This window comes from Alphaproteobacteria bacterium, from assembly GCA_019695395.1.
Classification (GTDB): Bacteria; Pseudomonadota; Alphaproteobacteria; order JAEUKQ01; family JAIBAD01; genus JAIBAD01.
Genome location: JAIBAD010000035.1, coordinates 1 through 18,516 on the forward strand (window position 1 = coordinate 1; position 18,516 = coordinate 18,516).

The following is an 18,516-nucleotide window of genomic DNA, read 5'->3' on the forward strand; positions in this document are numbered from 1 at the left end:
CAGCCATAAACACCTATCTAATTATAAATAATGGACAATTATTGAGCTAGTGTGATTGGTATTAATATTACTAATAATGAAAGTTATTCTTTCTCTGCCAAAAATACAAATCTAGATAATCGTCGTTCTGATGTAAGGTGATGAACCGTTTTGGCAAAGTTTTGTAATCCGTTAAAACGTTCTTCGCCTTCAATTTTTATAAGCTGATCACACCGTGATTGCCGTGCCTTATACCAACGAGACGATGTAAGTTCAATGTTTCCTGTAACATCTTGGCAAAGATGAAGTTTAAATCCCGCTTTATTGATAAAATCTTTGGTATCAGATAACGGTACGAATATGAAAAAACCTATACTGCTACGTAGGGCAAGTTCTCTATTTGAAACAGAACCGGTAATTACAACAGGATCGGTAAACACAACACGTCCCTTTGGTTTAAGAATACGATACCATTCACGTAGCACATGTAAACGATCAACAAAATGATTCATTGAATCCATACACAAAATACCATCAAAAGAATTATCATTAAAAGGTACCTGTTTATTCATATCAGTAAATTTAAAAGAAGCATTGGATAGCTTTAAATCATGCGCTGTTTGTTGTGCACGATTCAATCCCTGTTCGTTAATATCAATACCTGTGATTTGACATTTATATTTTTCAGCCAAATAAAGTGTTGGTCCACCAGAACCACTTGCCACTTCTAATACTTGTTTCTTATTCATATCAGATGAAAAATTTAACCAACTATAAAATTGATCATATTCTTCTACTGTAATCCAGCTGTTCTGACCTATATCTTGTCCATACGTTTCACAGCGTATTTCAGCCATAATATCATTTTCAAAATTACCATATGTGCTGTTATAAAGATCAACTTGACTAGACATAAACTCTCCTTAATAAATTTATATTTATATGTAACAGTTTATAAAAATATATTTTTCAAATAATATATGAATATTAAAATATTTTTTTTTGAAAATCTATTCTATTTATTAGAAAATTTTTCTTCCAACATCACATAAATTTCTTAAATACACTGAGACTATTAAGGTTGCAGATTAAGTTTTTTATAGGAAATTTGCATTGTTGATTAGCCGTCAATTTTTCTTCCAGAATTATCAATTCTTCCAATAATAAATCTAGATCAGAATTTTGATTTAATTCTGATAGATTATATCTATTATCATTTCCTTTTTTCGTTTTATCAATTTTATGATATTTTTTAATATCTTCAGCTGTATTGGTAAAATATAATAGTCTCTCATATCATACAAATGATAAATATCTATTCTGAGGGAGAATTTGCATTCTTATTAGAATGGGGCGATTAGGATCATAATTGCCAATAATGAGCATATAATAAAAACTATTCTTTCTCTGCTAAAAATATAAATCTCGATAATCACCGTTCTGGTATAATGTGATGTGTTATTTTAGCAAAATAAAGCCATTTATTTTATAAAAATTTAATTTTTGAATTAATTTTAATATTTATTTAAATAGGCAAAATAATACTTGCTATATTTCTATATATGTGGAAATATAGAAATATAATAAAACAATTTAAATAGGAGATATCATGAATAAAACTTTTCAGGCATTTAATATATTATCAATATTATGCATTATTGGTTGCACTTTACCAATTTCAGTACCATTATTGTTTGGTACTGGTACTACACTGGGAATATTTTCATTTGCAGAAAATAATTTAGAAAGATATATTTTAATTTTTCTAGCTTTAACTACTATTACAGTAAGTGGCGTAATATTTATGAAAAAAAAATCATCAAAATGCCATACACCTATTAAATGTAATTGTGGCACAGAAAAAAATTAAGACTTTTAATAATAGATAAAATTTTTGTATTAAATATGGAAACAAAAAAAGCTATTGGTGCCTTAGCGGCTCTTGCCCAAGAATCAAGACTTAAAATCTTTCGTCTTCTTATCCAATATGGTACTGATGGGTTAAGTGCAGGAAAAATTAGCAAACTAGCCAAAATACCAAATTCATCTTTGTCTTTTCATCTTAAAGAACTGACTTATACAGGGCTTATATCTGCATGCCAACAAGGTCGTTTTTTATTTTACTCAGCAAATTTTGCAATAATGACTGATTTAATTTCTTTTTTAACTGAAAACTGCTGCAATGGTCTTTGTAATCCTATTTGTAACCCTATATCACAAAAATCAGTTAAAACGAATAAATAGCAACACAAAATGTTAATATGTGAATGTTACTAAAAGTTTAAATATATTAAATCTATAAATTTTTCTTTTCTTCCAATATTTTATAAATTTCTTGGATGCGCGCTGACCATTCGCGTTGTAAGTTTGGTTTTTGGTGGGAAAGTTTTCGTTGTTGATCGGCCTCTAACTTTTCTTCTAATCCTACCAATTCTTCTAGCAATAAATCTGGATCAGAATTCTGAGTTAATTCAGATCCATCATCCATATCATTATTTTTTTTCTTGGATATATTAGTTTTATGATGCGTCTTAATCTCTTTTACTGTGTCTGTAAAAGGCGTCAAATTTTTATAATAATCTTCGATATCATCTAGCGCGATTAATTTCTTTTTATCAATAAGCATGAAACGATTGGCAAGGGCTGTAATAAAATGCCGATCATGGCTTACGCATATAAGAGCAGGATTATTTTCCAAAACCTCTTGTTCTAATTTTTCTTTACCCTCAATATCAATATGGTTGGTGGGTTCATCTAAAATCAATAAATTTGGTCTTTCCAATTTGATCAACAAAAACATCAACCGTGCCCGCTCCCCCCCACTTAATGTATGAATGGGTTGTTCATGCCGATCATAGGTAAAGCCAATATTAATTAATTCATGATGCAAAGCTTGGCTATTTAATTTTGTCCGTTTGTGCAAAAGATTAAACAAAGTTTCTTGATACTGGCTGAAAGATAAATTTTGATCATAATAGCTTATTTTACATTGAGGATTAAAACGCACATTTGGATAGGCATCAGGGTGTTGATAAGCCTTCATCAAATGCTGCAAGAAAGTAGTTTTACCTGATCCATTTTTACCAAAAAGAGCCAACCGGTCCCCGGGACGCACGTAAAAATTATCCAATTGAAATAAAACATTCTGATCAATTTTTACCGTAAAATCTTTAATTGTTAAAAGCTTTTTAGCCTTCGTATCTTGGGTTTGCAGGCGAAGATCCGCTGCATGATCACGCGTTACAAAAGTTATATTGTCTTTTAAGGCTTCCACACGTTTCATCATGGCCTTGGCCCGTTTTGCTAATTTTTCATTATCATAAACCTTACCCCATTCTGCCATGCGTTTGGCACTTTGGGTTAATCTTTTAATTTCTAATTCTTCAGTTTTTCGTGTAGCTTCTGCCGCGATATCATGATGACGTAATTGGTCGCGTGCCTTGGTAAAAGGTAAATGAAATGAATAGATTTTTTTATCACGTAAAAAAATTGTATGATCTGTCACTTTATCTAAAAAAGTTCGATCGTGACTGACCACCAAAAAGGCACAAGATATTTTTTTCCCAAAATATTCTTCAAAAAAAATCTGTGTTTCAAGATCAAGATGATTGGTGGGTTCATCCAGTAATAATAGATCAGGTTCATTCATAAGAGCGCGTGCCAACATTAACCGGTTGATTTCACCCCCCGAAAGAGATTTTGCTTGCTGCGAATCTTTGGTTTTAAGGAAACCCATTTCTTCAAGCAAGATATCCGCTTTATAGGAAAGTTGTTCCCGTTCATCTTTTGGAGCAATATCTAAAATACACTCAATCAGCGTTTTTTCTTGAAGCCCTGCGGGTAGAAATTGTTCAATAATTGATAGTTTTAAACCCTGTTTTTTTGTAATCTTTCCTGATGTTGGTTCTAACGTACCTGCCAAAATTGAAAGCAAGGTTGATTTCCCACATCCATTATGTCCAACCAATCCAATATGCTGGTTTTGACCGATCGTAAGATTAAGATTATCAAACAGAACACGCAACCCAACCGTATAATGAATATCAATACAACTTAATAACGTTTTCATCAATTTATACTAACGGTAATTTTAAAAGTATTTAGATTTTTATCTATAACCTAAATTGCTTGAAGAATCAATTTACCCCATCCCCGAAGAATTGCTGTACCATTTGAAGATAACCAGTAAAGAAGACGATTTAAAAGATCGTCTTGATCTATATCAACCTGATACATTCTTTTAATCAGTTCGCTCGCAAGAAAAATAGATCGTATATAATCTTCACGTAATTCTGGTAAAACTGTCATTTCTATTCTTTCTTGATGAATAACCTTAAATCCCAATTTTGATGCTTGTTCTTTAAATTCAACAAGACACATATTATTTCTTTTACCCAATGTTTTTTGGTACGAAATACTATCATACATTTGGGCAATTTGGGGTATAGAAGGATTGAATTCAAAACGATCAATCGTTGATCCTGGCAACGTATCAAAGAGAAAAACATATCCATCCTTATCTATAAGGTCACGAAATTTTAAAGCCACAGAATGAATATCACCAAGATGCTGCAAAACGGCAATCAACAAAAGTGCATTAAAACCCTTTTGGGTATAGGTAAATATGTCACCTTGGATAAAATTTATATTCGACCCCAAATTTTTATAACGTGCCTGATCAATAAAATAGGGTTCAAGATCGATACCTGTGTAATTTTTATTTTGAAGCAACGCATACTCTGATAATTTCTTTGCGCCCTCTCCTGGTCCACACCCAACCTCTAGAATATTTTTAATTTTTTTCCAGGAGGAAAATTTTTTAACATGCTGCATAATTTCTGGACCAGCAATCCGTAACTGACATATTAAGGTCGCTTCATATAAAATTAATGTTTCGGCAGATCTAACACATTCCGCAAAATTTTGGCTTAAAGGAGATAGGTGATAAAGGAATTGTTTGGTCATATTTATAAATTAATAAATAAATATCTAACGCCACAATCCAAAAATTAACCCATACAAGGTAAATTGGCATAGATGATACCCTGCATCAATCCAAAATAATTTAAAACTTCGCCCTGCAAAAAGATAATTGATACCAAAAGATGACCCTACAAAACATAGCCCAATTAAAAACCCCGTCATCAAAGAGTCAAAAAAAGAAAAATTTGCGGGTAAAAAAGATGCAAATCCTAAAGCAGCAAAAAACGCAAATCCATAGGCATAAATAAAAACCTTAACCCCATGACCTTTTTTAGTTTTTAAATTATTTTCTTGCTCGGCTTCTTGCCAGGCATGTCCAAACATAAGGGGTGAATACCATAATCCACCCAACAAAAATACAGATAAAGAAGCACCCAAAATTATCAGTAAATTTATGCCCATTTTTATTCCTTAATTAGGAAATAATATTAATGATTTTAACTAATAAATATTAAAAGGCCTATCTCTTTTTATGCAACAATTTTAAATTCTTCTTTGGAATGGATCATGTGCTTTTCATGATTAAGTAACCACTGTTTATTTGAAAGCCCACCTGCATACCCTGTCAAATGACCATTTGATCCTATAACTCTGTGACATGGAATAACAATAGAAATTGGATTACAAGCGTTAGCAAATCCAACCGCACGTACAGCTTTAGGGTGATTAATCATCAAAGCTAATTCTTTATAGGTCAAGATCTGGCCAAGGGATATGGTTTGTAAAGCTTTCCATACTTTGAGCTGAAATTCTGTACCCTTTGGACGAACGGGAATATCAAAAACAAATTGTTCCTTTAAAAAGAAATTATCTAATTGATGCTTTACATTAGACCAAAAGGGATGAGTATCGTTTTGAGCCATTGAATGTTCTTGACCAGATATTTTTTGCCCAGATATTTTTTGCCTAAGTAATTTTTGATTGGGCAAATAAAGACCCGTTAAGAATCTACCATCTGATATAACTAATAAATCACCCAATGGACTTTGAAGTTTTGTATAGAATGTAGAAGACATTATTTTTTTCCTTTCAGTTCTTAGATACTAAATCTGGCTCTGCCGCCAATAGCCAAAAATACATAACAGCATAGGCACGCCATGGACGCCAAACTTCAGATAATTTTTCCAATTGTTTTGCAGTGGCACCCGCCATACGACAGACGATTAAATCATCCCTTAAAAAGGCATCTGGCCAACGAAAAGCACGCATTGCAATATAATGGGCGGTCCATGGACCAATTCCCGATATTTTTAAAATTCTTTCAATAAAAATTTCTGAATTACTTAAATTATTGAATTTAAAAGAATGTGTTTCATCATTTGCACATAATTTTGCTAACTCAATAATTATTTTTGCTTTTGGAAACCCAATACCTAAATCTGCTAGATGGTCGGGCTCACATGTCTTTAAAATTTTTGGATCAGGTGATAGTTGAACCAATTCCTGAAAGGGGGTTGTAAATTTTGATCCAAATTTTTCGACCAACCGTGATGCCAATGTGGTTGCGGCTTTTACACTTATTTTTTGACCCAAAACAGCACGCCACATTAATTCAAATATATTTAATGTTCCGGGAACACGCACCCCTGGATATTTTTGAATAATTTTTGCTAATCTTTTATCTTGGTTAAGATACGCATTAATAATGTCAGGTCGTGCCCGCAAATCAAAAAAATCTCGAAGCAAATTTAACGTTTTTGATAAAACGGGTAAAAGAGAAAAAGAAATTTCAACATCAAGATAATACCCATTTGGAGCATGAGTTACATGAACCCAACCTTTATGCCCATCAATATCTAGGGTTCGTTTATAACTTTGATCATCAACATATTCTATTCCCTTAATCGCTCTGTGGGATAAGAATTGCAATAATTGTTGCCACGCCAAAGGGGGGCGGTATCCAAGGCTAAGTTTAAATCCATGGGTTTGTATTTTTTGGGGTTCCAAATTTTTGCGTAATTGTGTAGGTGTCAGATGATAATGGGTTTTTAATACATGATTAAAACGTCGCAAACTTGAAAAACCACTAGCATAGGCAATATCAATAATGGGCAAATTGGTTTGTGATAAAAGTTGTTTGGCCAAAAGCAACCGGTAAGTTTGCGCCAATTGAACAGGAGATACCCCCCATTCTTTTACCAGAATACGTCTTAAATGCCGGGTACTTAGATTAAATTCAGATGCTAAATCATCCAAGGAATGATCTTTATTAAGAAAATTTTCACGAATTGATTGAGCAAGTTGATAAGCAAGATTTTGATGTGCATTCCAAGGCGTATAAGCAGGCGCAATTTCTGGACGACACCGTAAACAGGGGCGAAAATATTCACTTTCTGCCGCCGCCGCATGAGAGAAAAAACGACAATGCTGTTTCTTTGGCGTACGGGCTGTGCAAATAGGCCGGCAATAAATACCCGTTGTGGTGACCCCCACAAAAAATAAACCATCGAACCTTATGTCACGTGATCTTAAAGCTTGATACCATAAATTATCATTCATCATATATCCATCATAATGACAAAAAACAAATTATACTCGCTGTTTTCGGACAGATATATTATAAAGTTTTTAAGGTAATTAATAGAATTATTGGGATTTTAAAATTGTTAAACAAAATAGGGTTGATTGATTTTTCAATTAACCCTATTTTTATAGAATCCTTATAAAAAATTATCTATAAGGTTTAATATTTTTTAAGGCGGTTTGTAATTGGCGTTTTACTTTTTGGCGATCAAAAAGATTTTGTAAATTTAAAAAATACCCTTCTGATACTTTAAAAAATTTACATAATCTAAGATCCGTATCAACTGTTACAGAACGTTGTCCTCTGATAATTGCATGCACACGATTGCGTGCTACACCTATTTCATCAGCCAAAGCATTTTGGCTAATTGAAATTTTATCAAGAAATTGTTTTTTTAAAACCTTACCTGGATGCAAAACCGTTGATGGTGATGATGATTTATTAGCCATTATTTTTCCTATATCTATTGTTAATATGAAGGGTAAGTATAGCAAAAAAATTAAGATTTTACAATTACACAAAAACTATTTCTTAAAAATTAATGTTTTTCCTGAGACGTCCTACAATTTAGATCATCATTATACTAAATTTAGTGATTTGCCTCAGGTACCCAACGCAAAATAGGCTTTCGTGCCGCTAATGTTTCATCCAAACGACGCCGTGGTGTCAAACAAGGTGCAGTTTTAAACAGATCCTGATTCCCATTTTTGGCCTGAATAGCCAAATGGCGCATCATGGCAATAAATTGATCCAGTGATTCTTTACTTTCTGTTTCGGTAGGTTCAATAAGTAACGCCCCATGCACAACCAAAGGAAAATACATGGTCATAGGATGATATCCTTCATCAATCATCGCTTTAGCAAAATCCAAGGTTGTAACCGAAGTTCCATCCAAAAATCGATCATCAAATAAAACTTCATGCATGCAAAAACGGTTATAGGTTGGGGTAAAAATATCTTTTAAAGAGGCAAGAATATAATTTGCATTTAAAACTGCATCTTCGGCTACTTGTTTTAATCCGTCTGCGCCATGGCTTAACATATAGGTTAAAGCCCGAATAAACATACCCATTTGTCCATGAAAAGCTTTAAGCCTACCAACCGAATGACCATCGTCATTGTGTTCTATTAAACAAAATTTATTATTTTGATCACGTATAACATAGGGTAATGGTACAAAAGGGGCTAAGGCTTCAGAAAAAACAACGGGTCCACTTCCAGGTCCACCCCCACCATGCGGTGTTGAAAATGTTTTATGCAAATTAATATGCATACAATCAATACCCAAATCACCTGGACGTACCTTGCCAACAATTGCATTAAAATTTGCCCCATCACAATAAAAGAAAGCCCCAATATCATGAAGTGCTTTAGCAATTTTGATTATATCTTTTTCAAACAAACCACATGTATTAGGATTGGTTAGCATCAAGGCTGCAACATCAGGGGTTAGTTTTTGGAGTAACAAATCAAAATCAATTTGCCCATCAGGTCCTGCGGGAATAGCTTCAACATCAAACCCACAAGCCGCCGCTGTGGCGGGATTCGTGCCATGGGCCGATTCAGCAACCAATACTTTATGACGTTTTTCACCCCTATGATCAAGGGCAGCTTTAATTGCCATCATCCCACAAAGCTCTCCATGCGCCCCAGCAGCAGGGGATAAAGATACAGAAGGCATACCAGTTAAAACCTTTAACCAATGGGCTAAGCGATCCATAATTTCCAAAGCACCCTGAACCGTATCCAAAGGTTGTAAAGGATGCAAATCCGCCAAACCCGGCAACCTTGCAATTTTTTCATTAAGTCTTGGATTATGTTTCATCGTACATGACCCCAAAGGATACAATCCCATATCAATCGCATAATTCTTCTGGCTTAATCTTGTATAATGACGAACAATTTGGGGTTCCGATAAGCCAGGCAACCCAATGGGTTTAGATCTATGCAAATTTCCTAAATGATCATGGGATAATTGAAAATCAGGCCAATCTACCCCACAATGACCCATTGAATCTTGTTCAAAAATTAAAGGTTCTTCAATTTGTAATCCACGATTCCCGGTTTGGGTATTCGCATGGCTATTTAAATCTGCTGTCATATCAAATGCTTTCTTATGAGTGTCCTGCATTATAAAATTTCCTTCAAAGCTTGTACAAAAATATCTATATCATCTTGGGTCGTAAGTTCTGTAGCGCAAACAAGAAGAAGATTTTTAACATCCGCATTATTTGTATAAAGACGCGATGCTGGAACACCTGCCAAAATACCTTGGGCAGCAAGTTGATCAACAATGGGTGATGCGGGTTGCTTTAAATCTATTGTTATTTCATTAAAAAAGCTTGTATTTAAAATTTTTACCGAGGATAATTTTTCTAAAGCCTTAACCAAATCCAAAATCCGTGCGTGGTTATGTTTCGCTAGACGATGAAATCCTTCTTCACCTAATAATGTTAAATGTATCGTAAAGGCCAAGGCACATAAGCCAGAATTGGTACAAATATTACTTGTTGCTTTTTCTCGTCTGATATGTTGTTCCCGCGTTGATAAAGTTAAAACCCACCCACGCCGTCCATCAATATCAACTGTCTGCCCTGCAACACGTCCTGGCATTTGTCTTAAATATTTTTCACGGGTAGCAAATAATCCCAAATAAGGTCCACCAAAATTAAGACCATTTCCCAGCGATTGCCCTTCACCCACCACAATATCAGCCCCCATTGATCCAGGGGACTTTAAAAGACCAAGTGATACTATTTCCGTTACAACAATAATAAGTAAAGCTCCCACTTTTTGGCATTGGGTTGCAAGATCTGACCAATCTTTTAAATGGCCAAAAAATCCTGGATTTTGAACAACCACGCATGAAATTTCTGGTGTTAAGAGCGTGTGCACCTGTTGTGTATTATGAATATCTGGCGGAAGCACCATAGTTTCAAACCCATTGAATTTGGCATAGGTTTCTGCTGTTTCAGAATAATGAGGATGGACCGATCCTGTAATAATAGCTTTACCTCGCTTTGTTAAACGATTGGCCATCATAATGGCTTCAACCATCGATGTTGCCCCGTCATACATTGATGCATTGGCAATATCCATACCCGTAATTAAAGCAACTTGGGTTTGGAATTCAAATAAATATTGAAGCGTACCTTGGGTGATTTCCGGTTGATAGGGTGTATATGATGTTAAAAATTCCCCCCGCTGAATAAGATGGTCAACCACAGCTGGAATATGATGGCGATAAGCCCCTGCCCCTAAAAAGGAAGGCACCTTGCTTGTACCAAGATTTTTTCTGGCCAAATGACCCATAAAACGCTCAACTTCCATTTCACTTTGATGAAAAGGTAAATTGACAGGTTTTGATAATTGGGCTTCTTGTGGAACATCCGCAAATAATTGATCAATTGATGACACACCAATTTTTTTTAACATTTCTTGGCGTTCTTGATTAATCAAAGGAAGATAACGCATAATATTACCCTTTAATAAAGTTTTTATAATCTTCTTCGGTCATTAAATTAGTCAATTGGTTCTTGTCAGAAATATGCATTTTGACAAACCATCCTTTGCCTGCCGGATCACTATTCACCAATCCTGGCTCTTCTTGCAAAGATGTATTGCTTTCAATAATTTCACCATCAACTGGGGCATAAACTTCACTTGCGGCTTTAACTGATTCTACGACTGCTATTTCTTTACCTTGTTTTACTTTTTGACCTGGCGTTGGTAAATCAACAAAAACAATATCACCCAATTGTTCTTGAGCATAAGACGTGATCCCAATCGTCCCCGTATCGTCGATTATTTTTATCCATTCATGTTCTTTGGTAAAATATATAGAATTCATGACTCTCTCCTTTTAATTTAAACCACGATAATAACGATGGGGAACGAAAGGTAATTTTGTAACCTTCGCTTTTAAAGTTTTATCCCGTACTTGAATTTCTAACTCGGTATCAATTTCTTTATAAGAATGATGGACATATCCCATACAAATAGGATAATTCAAACTTGGCGCAAATCCCCCACTTGTCACCTCACCTACAATATCACCTTGTTTATTTTGAATAAGGGCATGGGCACGGGCCGGCATACGTCCCTCTATCACCAAAGCGACTAAGCGTTTGGGTGGGCCTTGCACAATTTGATTTTTGATAATCGCAAAGCCAGGAAATCCACCTTGATCACGTCTGTTTTTTGATACAGCCCATAATAACCCTGCTTCAATTGGTGTGGTTGTTTGATCAATATCTTGTCCATGAAGGCAAAGACCTGCTTCTAACCTTAAGGAATCTCTAGCACCTAAACCCACAGGCAAAACTTCAGGATGATGTAAAAATTGCCTGGCCAAAATAACAGCTTGATCGTTGGGTACAAAAATTTCAAAACCATCTTCACCTGTATAGCCCGAACGTGAAACCCAACAAGGTATGTGGGCAATCTGTAAAGGTCTTGCGGACATAAAAACAAAATTAGTTAAATCAACAGTAACAAAACGTGTCAAAATCTTTGCAGCCATAGGACCTTGAAAGGCAAGCATCGCCTGGTCTTGACGTAATTCAATTTTGCAATGATCTGGCAATTTTTGGGAAAGATAGTCAAAATCATTTTTTTTATTTGCGGCATTAACTACAATCAAATAATGATCTTCTGCATGGATGACCATTGTATCATCAATAATTCCACCCTGATCATTTGTCAAAAGCCCATAGCGTTGTTGAAAAGGTTGTAAAGAAGATATGTCAATGGTCATAAAACTTTCTAAAATTTTAGCAGCATCTTGCATACCTTTAAGGGAAGAAAAAGTAATCTGCCCCATATGTGATACATCAAATAATCCTGCTTTATCTCTGGTATGAAGATGTTCATTTAAAATACCAGCTTTATAATGCACAGGCATAGAATACCCAGCAAATTCAACCATTTTACCACCTAATTCTTGGTGTAAATCATAAAGCGGGGTTTTAAGCAAAGAATTTTTTAAAGAATTTTCTATCATCATATTATCCTCAACAAAGATCGGCCAAGTTAGCTTTATATTTTATCTACAAAGCATACTTTAACCCCCTCTGTCTTGGAACCTGAAAGATTCATGTTCAATTTTCGAAATTAATATTTAAATCAAAAACTAAAAACTTACTTCGTCGGTAGGATTAATAAATCCATTTTCCAGAGAATAATAATTTTGCGGTCCTTTTGCCTGAAAGTTTCCGGGGTGGTTGCTCCTTCGGCGTTGGTTAATCCAATCTCTTCCACAAAATATACTGTTATTATTTATACCATGCCTAGAAAAGATGAATTTGGTCAAGTTGAATTTTAACCCCAATTTAAAGAGACATTTTATCCTTATAAAAAGATATAAATTATTCCTTTTTTTCTTCCGCTGATTTGGTTATATAAATTTCGACGCGCCGATTTTTTTGCCTTCCTTCAGGGTTATCCTTTCCATCAGGAAAAGTATTAGGCGCCACAGGTTTTGTATCTGCATAACCTACAGTTTGCATAGGAATAGAGTTTTTCAAATGCGATGTTAACCATTCTTGCACGGTGGTTGCTCGCGCTTCAGAAAGTTTTTGATTATAATCTCTTTTACCCTTGGCATCGGTGTGTCCTTCGATTCGTAATTCGGGGCTTTTACGTATCTCTATAAATTCTGCAATTTTTATCAAAGCTGATTCTGCACTTGGACGCAATTTTGATTGGTCAAAATCAAAAAGCAAATCTGCTGCCATTTCAATGCGATATTCCAATCCCATATCAACAACTTTAATTCCATCCATTTGATTAAGTAAGGCAGAATCACCTGCTTTTAAATCAACAATTTCACCTTTAAGATCAAGAATTGTTCGCTCAACCTTAGGGGGTAAAACGACGGCATCAGGATCCTCACCATAAGGTTGGGTTTGCGCATATAAAGCTGTGGGCGTAGATATTAAAAACAACAAAAAAATTACCCATCTTTTGCAAACTTTATTCCAAGATACCATTATTTTATCCCTTTATAAATTATTCTTGAATTGCCACACCTTCAAAAGGTTCTACTTTGGGAATATAAACATCAATAGATTTAACATCTTTGGGTGGTGCTGGGAATTTAACCCAAGTTTTTAAGGTTTGACCTTCTGGAATAATGACATCATCCGTAAATTTACGGGTTATAATTTCAACGCCATCTTCCAAAGGTAGATATTTCTTTTTACCTGGTATATCAACAAGTTCAACATTCTGGGCCAATTTGTCATCTTTGACTGTTCCCTTGGGTGTAATATCTTTAGGTTCATCAGATTTATTATGATAAGACCATCTTAAAGTTACAGTATTCCCCGCTGTTCTTTTTAATTCATCAATGTGAACCTCTATGCCTTCAATTTCATAATCATGCGAAGGTAAGGATTGGGATTGTGCAGGATTAGAGGAATAAACACCTATCACGATCAATCCAGTTAATAAAGCCAAACGCATATAATTTATGAGCATATTATCACCTTTATTTAAGTTAATAAAATTATTGAACATTCTGGATAGCTTGTTGGAATTCTTCATCGCTGATTTGTAATCCAACATATATTTTATATAGGCTAGGATCAACGCCTTCAGGGATTTGCAATCTTTGTTCTAATTCTTCTTCCATACCTGAAAATTGCTTATCTTCTTTAAAGGGGATTTGTAAATCCAAACTTTGTCTATCTATAATATGACGGCTGGGGTCAACAATAGCCACAAAATAAGTAAAGGTTGCTTGTTGATCTTTATTCGCAGGACCTTTTTCTGTAAAAAAGCGTATCGCCATTGTAATAATAGCTTCCCGATCTTTAAATTCACATACCCCGTCAATATCGCCTATTCTTACTTTAAAATTTACATCTGTGGGATCCTTATCTTGACCTTCATCATAATGGACAAGATGGGACGCTTGTTTAATAACCAAAGCTGTAGGGCAACCGGCCAAAGGTTCTGCTTGTTCTTCATCATCCTGGCTGCATCCATATAATCCTAAAACAAGCGCAAAAATCAAACTAAGATTACCAATAATTTTCATCCTATCTCTCATGATATATTAACCTTAGTGTGGCTACCATCACATAAAGGCTGGGTTGATGTAGCTTTACAGCCACAAAACCAAACTGTCATTGTTTCTTGGGCCTCATACATATAGGGTGTCATAGTGGTTCCTTTATGGGCCCCATCACAAAATGGCTGTTTTTGACTTTGGCCACATGCACACCAAAAATACTTTTTGCCAGCTTCAACCAGAATAGGATAAGGATTTTGAAGGGATTTATCCATTAATTTAATTTCCAATTGCTAAAAAATATATATCACAAATAAGTAGATCTATGATATTGTTTTAAGTTGTTTTTAATAGTATTAAATAATAAAGTTATTTTAATTGAGCTTCACTAAAACAACAAGCTTTTTTGCCCTAATCTAAAAATATAAAGGTTTTTTCATGACGCAACGCTCTCTTACTATTCTTTTAGCTGCTCCTCGGGGATTTTGTGCAGGGGTAGAACGCGCCATTCAAGCCGTTGAGCATGCGCTTGAAACATATGGTCGACCCGTTTATGTTCGTCATGAAATTGTCCATAATCGATTTGTTGTCGAAACCCTAGAAGAAAAAGGGGCCATTTTTGTTGAAGATTTGGATGAAGTTCCTGATGATAGACCTGTGGTTTTTTCTGCCCATGGTGTACCCAAGGTTGTACCAGCTGAAGCAACGCGTCGCAAAATGGTTTATCTTGATGCAACATGTCCTTTGGTCAGCAAAGTCCACCGCGAGGCTGAACGCCATTATAACGCAGGCAGACATATGCTCTTAATCGGGCATGAAAGTCATCCTGAAGTTATAGGCACCATGGGTCAACTGCCACCTGGGTCAATTACATTAATAGAAAATCCAACAATTGCTGAAACCATTGAGGTGCCAGATAAAGAACTTGCCTATATCACCCAAACAACTTTATCTGTTGATGAAGCCGCAGAAACTATTACCATTTTAAAACGACGTTTCCCTAAAATTTTTGGACCCAAAAAAGAAGATATTTGTTACGCTACAACCAACAGACAACTTGCCGTTAAAGCAATTGCACCGCGATGCGATGCATTTATGGTTATTGGGGCTACCAATTCATCAAATTCTATGCGCCTGGTAGAGGTTGCTTTATCATCCCAATGTCCTAAAGCTGTTCTTGTACAGCGGGCAAGTGAAATTGATTGGGACTGGCTTGCCAACGTTAACAAATTAGGTATTTCTGCTGGTGCGTCTGCACCCGAAGTATTGGTTGAAGAAGTGATTCAAGCTTGTCGTGGGTATTTTAACGTCAATATTGAAGAAGTAACCGTAACCCAGGAACATGTTCATTTTAAATTGCCGCGGGCTGTCAACAGCTAATCTTTAGTAATGGCGGTTTATACCAACATTGAATCTTATGATCTTATTCATTTTATGACCCATTATGATTTGGGTCAGCTTTTATCCTTTTCAGGAATATCCACCGGCACAGATAATACCAATTATTTAGTGAAAACAACAAAAAGTTCTTATATTTTAACCCTTTATGAATCAAGGGTTAAAAAAAAAGATTTACCCTTTTTTATGGAACTTATGCACTATTTTGCCAATCATGATATTCCATGTGCCCAACCTATTGCCGACCGAAACGGATTATATTATCGAAATTTTATTAAAAACCCTGCCAGTTTTATAAGCTTCATCGAAGGTGAATCTTATACCATCCCAACTGTTGACCATTGTAAAGAAGTTGGAAAAACTGTTGCCAACCTTCATAATGTTGGAGTTAATTTTTCCGGACAACGCCCCAATGATCTTGGATTATCCGCATGGGAAGAATTAATCACTAAATGGGTTCATCATTTATCACCAGATCAACAAAACCACATAACCCAAGAATTAATATTTCTTAAAACACATTGGCCTCAAAATCTATCCAAGGGGGCTATCCATGCTGATCTTTTTCCGGATAATGTTTTTTTTAAAGAATCAACAGTATCAGGGATTATTGATTTTTATTTTTCATGTACCGATTTTCTGATCTATGATTTAGCCATATGTCTTAATGCTTGGTGCTTTGATAAAAATTTATTTAATAGTAAAAAGGGGCAAGTTTTTTTAAATGCTTATCAAATGATACGACCTCTTCCCAAAATTGAACAAGAATATCTACCCTTCATGGCACGAGCAGCAGCTTTAAGGTTTTTTGTAACACGGATGACCGATTGGTTATTTCGTAAAGCAGGCCCCCTTGTTCATTATAAAGACCCCCAAGAATATTGGGATATTCTTTGTTTTCATCAAAAAATTACCTCTTATAAAGATTATGTAAATGGATAAGAGCGTATTAAACATCATTAATATTTTTACCGATGGGGCGTGTAGTGGGAACCCTGGTCCCGGGGGATGGGGGGCAATTTTATATTACAAAAATATAGAAAAAGAAATTTTAGGGGGAGAAACGTCAACCACCAATAACCGTATGGAATTAATGGCACCGATTAAAGCTTTGGAAATTTTAAAAAAACCTAGCCATGTTAACATTTATACCGACAGTATTTATGTTAAAGAAGGAATTACAAATTGGATTCATGGATGGAAAAAAAATAATTGGCGAACATCAAATAAAAAACCTGTCAAAAATATCGATTTATGGCAACAGTTAGACACGTTATGCCAAAAACATCAAATAAATTGGCATTGGATCAAAGGTCATGTCGGCCATCCTCAAAATGAACGTGCAGATTACCTTGCACGTCAAGCCATCAAAGACCTTCAGGGCACCAATTCATAATATCTTAGAAATTATTATCATCTAATTTTAAATTCAATGATCTATTAAATATATCATTGCATCTTAAATAAAAATATAAAGCGCAGAATTATTTTGATTAAAGATATTTTAATACCGATTCCGCACATGAAACTTCAAAAGCACCTGGAACTTCAATAAAAAGAGATTTAACAATTTTATCTTCAATAATCATAGCATAACGTTTTGATCGCAACCCCATTCCCCTATTTGTGGCATCAAGAACTAAATCCACAGCCTTGGTAAAATCTGCACTTCCATCAGCAAGCATAGAAATTTTATGGTCAGTTTTTTGGGATTCAGCCCACGCATTCATGACATAAGCATCATTAACAGAAAGACAAGAAATATTATCAACACCTTTACTTTTGATTTGGTCGTGATGCTGTAAAAAACCCGGCACATGTTTTGCAGAACATGTCGGTGAAAATGCAGCAGGTACTGCAAAAAGTACGGATTTTTTACCTGCAAAAAAACTATGTGTATGAACAGGTTCAACATTATCATTATTCATCATATACAAGGTTACTTCAGGAATTTGATCACCAACTTTAATCATTATGCTTCTCCTTATTCATAAATTTTTAAGTTATTTTTCTGGATTGATTAAACTATTTTTAATTACTTACATTTGAAAAGCCAAATTCTTTCATAAGTATAGTTGAGGATAAAAGTTCAGGCAATAGTTTAACCTTTTCAGGTGTATAAATAACAGTTAAAGGAATGCCATATTTTCCAAAACTTTGTATATAATTGGCTATTGTTTTATCTGGTTTCGTCCAATCAGCTTTCATCATAACAACATTATGCGATTTTAATGTTTCTAGTACAGCCTTTTTATTAAATACAAATAGATCATTAAGCTTACAGGTTAAACACCAAGCTGCTGTTACATCAACTAAAACTAAACGCTTTTCTTTGCGATATATATCCAAAAGATTAGGATCAAAAATTTCCCAGGTGTTTAATAACTTTGGGTCATTTTGCGACATATCATCCTTCAGGAATTTATTATTTTTTTCAAATAAAGTAATCGATATTAAAGTATATCCCAACCCAACAGATAAAATTAAAACAATGCCCATAAAAATTGATTTTGGTAATCTTTTTTTTATAAAAAGAAATAAACAGATAAAAAGGCTTACATAAATAAGAATTTGTATAGTTTTTTGATATCCAATCTGAATACTAATTAAATAAATC

The 18,516-nt window shown here is 34.7% G+C and carries 22 protein-coding genes and 1 riboswitch; of the genes, 5 read left to right on the top strand and 17 right to left on the bottom strand.

What is annotated here, in order from left to right:
• Window positions 1–83: 83 nt before the first annotated feature.
• On the bottom strand, window positions 84–893 hold the full coding sequence (locus K1X44_06765; GenBank protein ID MBX7146991.1) for a class I SAM-dependent methyltransferase: 810 nt from the start codon (window positions 891–893) through the stop codon (window positions 84–86).
• 695 nt (window positions 894–1,588) lie between these two features.
• Here K1X44_06765 and K1X44_06770 point away from each other — a divergent pair.
• Complete coding sequence (locus K1X44_06770; protein ID MBX7146992.1) at window positions 1,589–1,849, top strand: MerC domain-containing protein; 261 nt, start codon at window positions 1,589–1,591, stop codon at window positions 1,847–1,849.
• Between the two features lie 35 nt (window positions 1,850–1,884).
• The gene (locus K1X44_06775; GenBank protein MBX7146993.1) at window positions 1,885–2,223 is read left to right on the top strand and encodes a helix-turn-helix domain-containing protein; all 339 of its coding nucleotides are present in this window, start codon (window positions 1,885–1,887) and stop codon (window positions 2,221–2,223) included.
• Between the two features lie 52 nt (window positions 2,224–2,275).
• On the opposite strand, the gene K1X44_06780 is transcribed toward K1X44_06775, so the two are convergent.
• The 14 genes from K1X44_06780 to K1X44_06845 all read right to left on the bottom strand — a co-directional run bounded on the left by K1X44_06780 (window position 2,276) and on the right by K1X44_06845 (window position 14,776).
• Complete coding sequence (locus K1X44_06780) at window positions 2,276–4,048, bottom strand: ATP-binding cassette domain-containing protein (protein ID MBX7146994.1); 1,773 nt, start codon at window positions 4,046–4,048, stop codon at window positions 2,276–2,278.
• A 50-nt stretch (window positions 4,049–4,098) separates the two neighbouring features.
• Window positions 4,099–4,944 carry a class I SAM-dependent methyltransferase gene (locus K1X44_06785; GenBank protein ID MBX7146995.1) on the bottom strand — a complete coding sequence of 282 codons (846 nt, stop codon included), beginning with the start codon at window positions 4,942–4,944 and terminating at the stop codon, window positions 4,099–4,101.
• A 24-nt stretch (window positions 4,945–4,968) separates the two neighbouring features.
• Window positions 4,969–5,364 carry a DUF1761 domain-containing protein gene (locus tag K1X44_06790; GenBank protein ID MBX7146996.1) on the bottom strand — a complete coding sequence of 132 codons (396 nt, stop codon included), beginning with the start codon at window positions 5,362–5,364 and terminating at the stop codon, window positions 4,969–4,971.
• 68 nt (window positions 5,365–5,432) lie between these two features.
• Window positions 5,433–5,978 (bottom strand): methylated-DNA--[protein]-cysteine S-methyltransferase, encoded by a 546-nt coding sequence (locus K1X44_06795; protein MBX7146997.1) that lies wholly within the window; start codon window positions 5,976–5,978, stop codon window positions 5,433–5,435.
• Between the two features lie 13 nt (window positions 5,979–5,991).
• On the bottom strand, window positions 5,992–7,461 hold the full coding sequence (locus K1X44_06800; GenBank protein MBX7146998.1) for a helix-turn-helix domain-containing protein: 1,470 nt from the start codon (window positions 7,459–7,461) through the stop codon (window positions 5,992–5,994).
• Between the two features lie 171 nt (window positions 7,462–7,632).
• Entirely contained in the window at window positions 7,633–7,935 is a 303-nt protein-coding gene (locus K1X44_06805) for a HigA family addiction module antidote protein (protein ID MBX7146999.1), read from the bottom strand.
• A 140-nt stretch (window positions 7,936–8,075) separates the two neighbouring features.
• Complete coding sequence (gcvPB, locus tag K1X44_06810) at window positions 8,076–9,617, bottom strand: aminomethyl-transferring glycine dehydrogenase subunit GcvPB (protein ID MBX7147000.1); 1,542 nt, start codon at window positions 9,615–9,617, stop codon at window positions 8,076–8,078.
• Entirely contained in the window at window positions 9,617–10,960 is a 1,344-nt protein-coding gene (gene gcvPA, locus K1X44_06815; GenBank protein MBX7147001.1) for an aminomethyl-transferring glycine dehydrogenase subunit GcvPA, read from the bottom strand. Before gcvPA ends, gcvPB begins: the two co-directional genes overlap by 1 nt.
• 4 nt (window positions 10,961–10,964) lie before the next feature.
• Window positions 10,965–11,336 carry a glycine cleavage system protein GcvH gene (gene gcvH, locus K1X44_06820; protein ID MBX7147002.1) on the bottom strand — a complete coding sequence of 124 codons (372 nt, stop codon included), beginning with the start codon at window positions 11,334–11,336 and terminating at the stop codon, window positions 10,965–10,967.
• 12 nt (window positions 11,337–11,348) lie between these two features.
• Window positions 11,349–12,488 (bottom strand): glycine cleavage system aminomethyltransferase GcvT, encoded by a 1,140-nt coding sequence (gene gcvT / locus K1X44_06825; protein MBX7147003.1) that lies wholly within the window; start codon window positions 12,486–12,488, stop codon window positions 11,349–11,351.
• Between the two features lie 179 nt (window positions 12,489–12,667).
• Window positions 12,668–12,754, bottom strand: a riboswitch (glycine riboswitch).
• A 98-nt stretch (window positions 12,755–12,852) separates the two neighbouring features.
• Window positions 12,853–13,476, bottom strand: a complete 624-nt coding sequence (locus K1X44_06830; protein ID MBX7147004.1) for an OmpA family protein — start codon at window positions 13,474–13,476, stop codon at window positions 12,853–12,855.
• A 19-nt stretch (window positions 13,477–13,495) separates the two neighbouring features.
• A complete protein-coding gene (locus K1X44_06835) occupies window positions 13,496–13,966 on the bottom strand; it encodes a hypothetical protein (GenBank protein ID MBX7147005.1) in 471 nt (156 codons plus the stop codon).
• Window positions 13,967–13,994: 28 nt separating this feature from the next.
• Window positions 13,995–14,540, bottom strand: coding sequence for a hypothetical protein (locus K1X44_06840; protein MBX7147006.1), 546 nt, complete (start codon window positions 14,538–14,540; stop codon window positions 13,995–13,997).
• Entirely contained in the window at window positions 14,537–14,776 is a 240-nt protein-coding gene (locus tag K1X44_06845) for a CDGSH iron-sulfur domain-containing protein (GenBank protein ID MBX7147007.1), read from the bottom strand. Before K1X44_06845 ends, K1X44_06840 begins: the two co-directional genes overlap by 4 nt.
• Window positions 14,777–14,939: 163 nt before the next feature.
• Between K1X44_06845 and ispH the strand changes: the two genes are divergently transcribed.
• Genes ispH through rnhA form a run of 3 tightly spaced genes read left to right on the top strand, consistent with a single transcriptional unit; the run spans window position 14,940 to window position 17,295 of the window.
• Window positions 14,940–15,881 carry a 4-hydroxy-3-methylbut-2-enyl diphosphate reductase gene (ispH, locus tag K1X44_06850; GenBank protein ID MBX7147008.1) on the top strand — a complete coding sequence of 314 codons (942 nt, stop codon included), beginning with the start codon at window positions 14,940–14,942 and terminating at the stop codon, window positions 15,879–15,881.
• A gap of 9 nt (window positions 15,882–15,890) precedes the next feature.
• Window positions 15,891–16,841 (top strand): homoserine kinase, encoded by a 951-nt coding sequence (locus K1X44_06855; GenBank protein ID MBX7147009.1) that lies wholly within the window; start codon window positions 15,891–15,893, stop codon window positions 16,839–16,841.
• Window positions 16,834–17,295, top strand: coding sequence for a ribonuclease HI (gene rnhA, locus K1X44_06860; GenBank protein MBX7147010.1), 462 nt, complete (start codon window positions 16,834–16,836; stop codon window positions 17,293–17,295). Before K1X44_06855 ends, rnhA begins: the two co-directional genes overlap by 8 nt.
• Before the next feature lie 97 nt (window positions 17,296–17,392).
• Here the strand turns inward: rnhA and K1X44_06865 are convergent, their stop codons facing one another.
• Both K1X44_06865 and K1X44_06870 read right to left on the bottom strand, forming a co-directional pair.
• On the bottom strand, window positions 17,393–17,872 hold the full coding sequence (locus tag K1X44_06865) for a peroxiredoxin (protein ID MBX7147011.1): 480 nt from the start codon (window positions 17,870–17,872) through the stop codon (window positions 17,393–17,395).
• Between the two features lie 58 nt (window positions 17,873–17,930).
• A partial coding sequence (locus K1X44_06870) for a thioredoxin family protein (protein MBX7147012.1) occupies window positions 17,931–18,516 on the bottom strand: 586 nt, incomplete at its 5' end.

Coding starts and splice junctions, on each gene's coding strand:
- K1X44_06765 (MBX7146991.1), bottom strand. CDS start 893: ATGTCTAGTCAAGTTGATCTTTATAACAGCACATATGGTAATTTTGAA.
- K1X44_06770 (MBX7146992.1), top strand. CDS start 1,589: ATGAATAAAACTTTTCAGGCATTTAATATATTATCAATATTATGCATT.
- K1X44_06775 (MBX7146993.1), top strand. CDS start 1,885: ATGGAAACAAAAAAAGCTATTGGTGCCTTAGCGGCTCTTGCCCAAGAA.
- K1X44_06780 (MBX7146994.1), bottom strand. CDS start 4,048: ATGAAAACGTTATTAAGTTGTATTGATATTCATTATACGGTTGGGTTG.
- K1X44_06785 (MBX7146995.1), bottom strand. CDS start 4,944: ATGACCAAACAATTCCTTTATCACCTATCTCCTTTAAGCCAAAATTTT.
- K1X44_06790 (MBX7146996.1), bottom strand. CDS start 5,364: ATGGGCATAAATTTACTGATAATTTTGGGTGCTTCTTTATCTGTATTT.
- K1X44_06795 (MBX7146997.1), bottom strand. CDS start 5,978: ATGTCTTCTACATTCTATACAAAACTTCAAAGTCCATTGGGTGATTTA.
- K1X44_06800 (MBX7146998.1), bottom strand. CDS start 7,461: ATGAATGATAATTTATGGTATCAAGCTTTAAGATCACGTGACATAAGG.
- K1X44_06805 (MBX7146999.1), bottom strand. CDS start 7,935: ATGGCTAATAAATCATCATCACCATCAACGGTTTTGCATCCAGGTAAG.
- gcvPB (MBX7147000.1), bottom strand. CDS start 9,617: ATGCAGGACACTCATAAGAAAGCATTTGATATGACAGCAGATTTAAAT.
- gcvPA (MBX7147001.1), bottom strand. CDS start 10,960: ATGCGTTATCTTCCTTTGATTAATCAAGAACGCCAAGAAATGTTAAAA.
- gcvH (MBX7147002.1), bottom strand. CDS start 11,336: ATGAATTCTATATATTTTACCAAAGAACATGAATGGATAAAAATAATC.
- gcvT (MBX7147003.1), bottom strand. CDS start 12,488: ATGATAGAAAATTCTTTAAAAAATTCTTTGCTTAAAACCCCGCTTTAT.
- K1X44_06830 (MBX7147004.1), bottom strand. CDS start 13,476: ATGGTATCTTGGAATAAAGTTTGCAAAAGATGGGTAATTTTTTTGTTG.
- K1X44_06835 (MBX7147005.1), bottom strand. CDS start 13,966: ATGCTCATAAATTATATGCGTTTGGCTTTATTAACTGGATTGATCGTG.
- K1X44_06840 (MBX7147006.1), bottom strand. CDS start 14,540: ATGAGAGATAGGATGAAAATTATTGGTAATCTTAGTTTGATTTTTGCG.
- K1X44_06845 (MBX7147007.1), bottom strand. CDS start 14,776: ATGGATAAATCCCTTCAAAATCCTTATCCTATTCTGGTTGAAGCTGGC.
- ispH (MBX7147008.1), top strand. CDS start 14,940: ATGACGCAACGCTCTCTTACTATTCTTTTAGCTGCTCCTCGGGGATTT.
- K1X44_06855 (MBX7147009.1), top strand. CDS start 15,891: ATGGCGGTTTATACCAACATTGAATCTTATGATCTTATTCATTTTATG.
- rnhA (MBX7147010.1), top strand. CDS start 16,834: ATGGATAAGAGCGTATTAAACATCATTAATATTTTTACCGATGGGGCG.
- K1X44_06865 (MBX7147011.1), bottom strand. CDS start 17,872: ATGATTAAAGTTGGTGATCAAATTCCTGAAGTAACCTTGTATATGATG.